Origin of the sequence: Peterkaempfera griseoplana, assembly GCF_001418575.1 — a bacterium.
In the GTDB taxonomy this organism is placed as follows: Bacteria; Actinomycetota; Actinomycetes; order Streptomycetales; family Streptomycetaceae; genus Peterkaempfera; species Peterkaempfera griseoplana.
This window is the reverse complement of the sequence record NZ_LIQR01000720.1, coordinates 1-3,669: the sequence shown is the minus strand read 5'-3', so window position 1 is coordinate 3,669 and position 3,669 is coordinate 1. Positions and strand designations below refer to the sequence as shown.

Genomic DNA, 3,669 nt, shown 5'->3' with positions numbered 1-3,669 from the left:
GGCAAGCGCCGCGCGCCCCCGGGGCGTGGGGGCTGGAGCGGGTGTCGCGTGCAGGCGGCGGGCAGCGGTGTCGTAGACCTCGCCGTCGGCCCGCGGGCCGACGGCCAGCAGGTGGATCTCCCGCGGCCACAGGGAGCCGGGCGGGGTGCGGCGCTCCTGGTAGACGGCCCGCCACCGCACCTCGGCATCGAGGTAGAGCTTGCGGCAGCCGCGCAGATCCCGATCCCCGTGCTGGCCGAGCGCTGGTCCGCGCTGCTCGACGCGGACCAGCTGCTGCAGGTGCAGCAGCGCGGAGTCCCGCACCCAGGCCGGCACACGGCGTAGGTCCTCCAGCGCCTCGGGGTGGGCGCTGAAGGCGAAGAGCACCGCGTTCATGCGCGGTTCCTGGCCGAACTGCGCGAGGCCGTCCCAGTGCGGTTGGCGGTGGGCAGGGCCTCGGGGTCGGTGTGGGCGGGGGTGTCCAGAACCCGGTGGTGGGCCTGGGTGCAGGCGGCGAACGGCCCGTCGGGGGAGCGCAGGTGCAGCAGCAGCGCTTCGAGGTGGTCGCGCTGCCAGGTGCTGGGTCCGGCGGGCCCGGCCTCCGGTGCGGTCAGCTGCTGCCAGGCCAGCCAGCATGCGTGGAGGCGTGCGACCGCCTCGGGGTGCTCGGGCCAGCGGGTGCACCAGGGGCGGCCGGTGGTGACCTCTCGGCCGTAGACGTCCATCAGGATCAGGTCGACCCACGGCGTCATCAGCGCAAGCTCATCAGCGTATGCTGCCTCGTCCATCGCCAGAATCGACAGCGACTGCGCTTCCTGCCCGGCTGTGGCTGCGGTCCCGTCGCCGATCAGGGTGAGGAGCTGCTCGGCGAGGTCGCTGTGCTGCCCGGTTCGTTCAGCCAGCCTCTCGTACGTCGCAGCGAGCTCCTCCCAGCTGGGCGGCATATCAGGACCGTGGTCGCCACCTGCGGGCGAAGGGGACTGCGGAACGCCTGGGGCGGGCTCGGGCTCTGGGACGTCGGGGGAGGTCATGTGCGGGGCTCTCTGGGCGGAAGCAGGGTGGGCTGGCCGGGCTGGGGCCGGCGGGCCCGGGGCCGTGGCCGCCCCAGGCCCGCCGGACGGCGATCAGCAGTACTCGGGGATGCAGGTGTGGGCCGAGGGGACGTACAGGTAGGTGTCGATCACCCAGCCCTTGACGCCGGTGGACCGGTTGCGGCCGTAGAACCAGGTGTGGCCGGAGCCGTACCACTCGCCCGAGATGTCGAACTTCTGGCCCTTGAAGCCGGCACCGAGGGCGACATAGCTGGTGGAGTGGCCGGAGCGGATGTTGACGCCGTTTCCGGTGAAGGTGCCGGTGACGTACACCGTGGAGGCAGTGGCCAGGGTGGTGGCGCTCTGCGGGGTCTGGGCGGAGGCGGCGTCGGCGCAGTTCAGGGACAGGGCCGCGGCGGCGGCGAGGACGGCGGCGGGAACAGCGAGGCGGCGGAGCATGCGGAAGGTGCCCTCCAAGGCATAGGGGATTGCGCGCGATGTGCGGCCGAGCGGCCGGGCGCGGGCTACGAGCTTCCGGCCGTGTGCCGGTTTGGGAATGCGCCGGTGGATGCGCTACGCCGCAGGCGGTGGGTGTGTGCGGCACAGGTGCAGCGGGGGGTTCAGCAGCTCCAGGGCGCGGGCGGCTTGTTGGGGGACGACGCCGTTGCCCAGGGCGGTGAGCTGCTGGCCACGAGGCAGGCCGGGGACGGCGGTCACCCAGCCATCGGGCAGGCCCATGATCCATTCGACGAAGGCGGGGGCGAGGCGCCCGCGGGCGTCCGTGGGGTGCGGGGCAGGCCGGGTCAGGGCCTCCCAGCGGGCGATGGCCTGCGCGTAGGGGCCCCAGTCAGTCAGGGCTCCGCACCGGTCCACAGCGGCAGCACCGCCTGGATCTCGGCCGCCGATTGCGGCTGCGCTGCCTGGTATGCCGGGAGTTGGGCGGTGGCTGAGGCCAGGGTCAGGTCGCCTTTGGAGCCGCGCTGGTTCGGGCCGCCGTGGGTGCCGTCGCTGGCCCGTGGGGTCGGCAGCAGGTGCAGGTGCTCGATCTCGTCGGAGAGGTTCGGGCCGTGCCCGCCCGCGCGGCGCTTGTCCGGGTGCTGCGACCCGCCGATCGTGCCCAGGTTGCTCGTCGGGGTCTTCAGCAGGGTGACGGCATGGCCGAGGTCCTCGCGGCCCGGGTCGGGGCCCTTGGCGTCCCGGGCTTTGGGGGTGGGCAGGCCACGCGGTGACGAAGATGCGTTCCCTGCGGTGAGGCGCTCCGACGTCGCTGGCGCGAAGCATTGTCCATCGTGCATCCATCCCGAGGTCGGCCAGGTCTGCAAGTACGGCGCCGAGTGCCCGCACAGCAGGATCTGCGGGGTCTCCCACACACCACGGGCAGGAGCCCAGGTCGCTATCGGCAGAGGCGGGGGCGGAGAGGATTCCCCGGACGTTTTCGATCACCACCAGACGCGGTTGGAGGACGTCGATCGCGCGGGCGATGGTGTGCCACAGTCCGGACCGGGTGCCCTCGGCGAGGCCGGCGCGTTTGCCGGCGACTGACAGGTCCTGGCAGGGGAAACCTGCGGTCAGGACGTCGATGGGCGGGGCGCTGGACCAGTCGACTGCGGTGATGTCGCCGTGGTTGGGCGCCTCTGGGCCAGTGGTGGGCGAGGATCGCGGCAGCGGCAGGGTTCGCCTCGGCGTGCCAGACGACCTCGCCGCCGAGGGCGGCCTGCACGCCCAGGTCCAAGCCGCCGTATCCGCTGCACATGCTGCCGATCCGCGGCCAGGGGCTGTGAGGTTCGGTCACCGGTGTGCCCCGGCGGCGCGGACTGCGGGCGGGGAGGTGACCACCTGGGCGCCGGTTCCGGCGGCCTCGGCGACTGGGGGACTTTTGACGGGACGCGATACGGCGGCGCTGCGAACGGCCTTGTAGGCGAACTCGCCGGTCAGGGCCTTCAGCGCCTCGGGTTCAGGCCCGGTCATGCCGCTGGCGATCTCCTCGATCCTCCAGCGGCCCTCCTGCAGGACCTCGCGGGCCGCGGACAGTGACCGGACGTAGGTGATGCGATCGGGTGTGCTGTGCGGCCACTGTGGGGCCTGCCGGATCCGGACGGCGGCGAGGAGGGCGGGGTGTGCGCGCAGCAGGGCCTTGCCAGCGAGCAGCCCGGCGTAGGCGTAGGCGAGCGTGCAGCGGCGCCAGGCCACGTCGTCCGGGGACGCGTCCTCGGCGAGCGGCTGCTCGTCGCTCGCGTTCGCGATGAGGACCCGCTGCAGCCTCGACAGGCCCTCCATGGTCTCGGCGAGGCGCTCGATCTGCGGGTCGCGGTGGCAGTAGATGCCGAACAGCTGCTCGTCGTACAGGTGGAGGTCGGCGGCGACCTGCAGCAGCCAGGCGGTCTGGGTTTCGACGGACACGGACAGGGCGGTCTCCAGGGAGAGGTCAGCACAGTGACGTGGCTGTGCGGGGGGTGGATCCGCGGCGCCGCAGCGGGATGACCGGCGCCAGAGCGCGGTCCGCTGCGGTGGCGGGCTGCGGGCCGGTGCTTGTGTCGGTACTGCGTTGTCGGGCGGCGCGCGCCTGCGCGGGCAGCGCGATGACGGCGGCCGGTGCCGCGGGCGGGGGCGGCGGCGTGAGGGTGTGGGCGGTGCGGCGCAGGCCGGAGGCGGCCTGGTC

7 protein-coding genes and 1 pseudogene are annotated in these 3,669 nt (G+C 73.3%); all 8 read right to left on the bottom strand.

All coding sequences use genetic code 11. The features are described 5' to 3' along the window. Window positions 1-375 (bottom strand): hypothetical protein (locus tag AOK09_RS35960; RefSeq protein WP_055591376.1); only part of this gene is annotated, 375 nt, incomplete at its 3' end. Continuing rightward, window positions 372-923: a DUF4913 domain-containing protein gene (locus AOK09_RS35955; RefSeq protein WP_055591375.1), complete on the bottom strand. Its 552-nt coding sequence runs from the start codon at window positions 921-923 to the stop codon at window positions 372-374. The genes AOK09_RS35955 and AOK09_RS35960, both read right to left, overlap by 4 nt. A 180-nt stretch (window positions 924-1,103) precedes the next feature. Beyond that, complete coding sequence (locus tag AOK09_RS35950; RefSeq protein WP_157876184.1) at window positions 1,104-1,487, bottom strand: SH3 domain-containing protein; 384 nt, start codon at window positions 1,485-1,487, stop codon at window positions 1,104-1,106. A 96-nt stretch (window positions 1,488-1,583) separates the two neighbouring features. Beyond that, window positions 1,584-1,883 carry a hypothetical protein gene (locus AOK09_RS42955; RefSeq protein WP_245687641.1) on the bottom strand — a complete coding sequence of 100 codons (300 nt, stop codon included), beginning with the start codon at window positions 1,881-1,883 and terminating at the stop codon, window positions 1,584-1,586. Beyond that, window positions 1,862-2,305: a hypothetical protein gene (locus AOK09_RS42950; RefSeq protein WP_245687640.1), complete on the bottom strand. Its 444-nt coding sequence runs from the start codon at window positions 2,303-2,305 to the stop codon at window positions 1,862-1,864. Before AOK09_RS42950 ends, AOK09_RS42955 begins: the two co-directional genes overlap by 22 nt. Further along, window positions 2,292-2,582: pseudogene (locus AOK09_RS42945) on the bottom strand (DNA cytosine methyltransferase); the annotation flags it as partial. The pseudogene AOK09_RS42945 and the gene AOK09_RS42950, both read right to left, overlap by 14 nt. 216 nt (window positions 2,583-2,798) lie before the next feature. Further along, window positions 2,799-3,410 (bottom strand): hypothetical protein, encoded by a 612-nt coding sequence (locus AOK09_RS35940; RefSeq protein WP_055591373.1) that lies wholly within the window; start codon window positions 3,408-3,410, stop codon window positions 2,799-2,801. A gap of 25 nt (window positions 3,411-3,435) precedes the next feature. Beyond that, the coding region (locus AOK09_RS41515) for a hypothetical protein (protein ID WP_055591372.1) at window positions 3,436-3,669 on the bottom strand (234 nt) is incomplete at its 5' end.

Bases quoted from the DNA above. Each gene is read 5' to 3' on its own strand.
- AOK09_RS35955 (WP_055591375.1), bottom strand. From the start codon at position 923: ATGCCGCCCAGCTGGGAGGAGCTCGCTGCGACGTACGAGAGGCTGGCT.
- AOK09_RS42950 (WP_245687640.1), bottom strand. From the start codon at position 2,305: ATGCACGATGGACAATGCTTCGCGCCAGCGACGTCGGAGCGCCTCACC.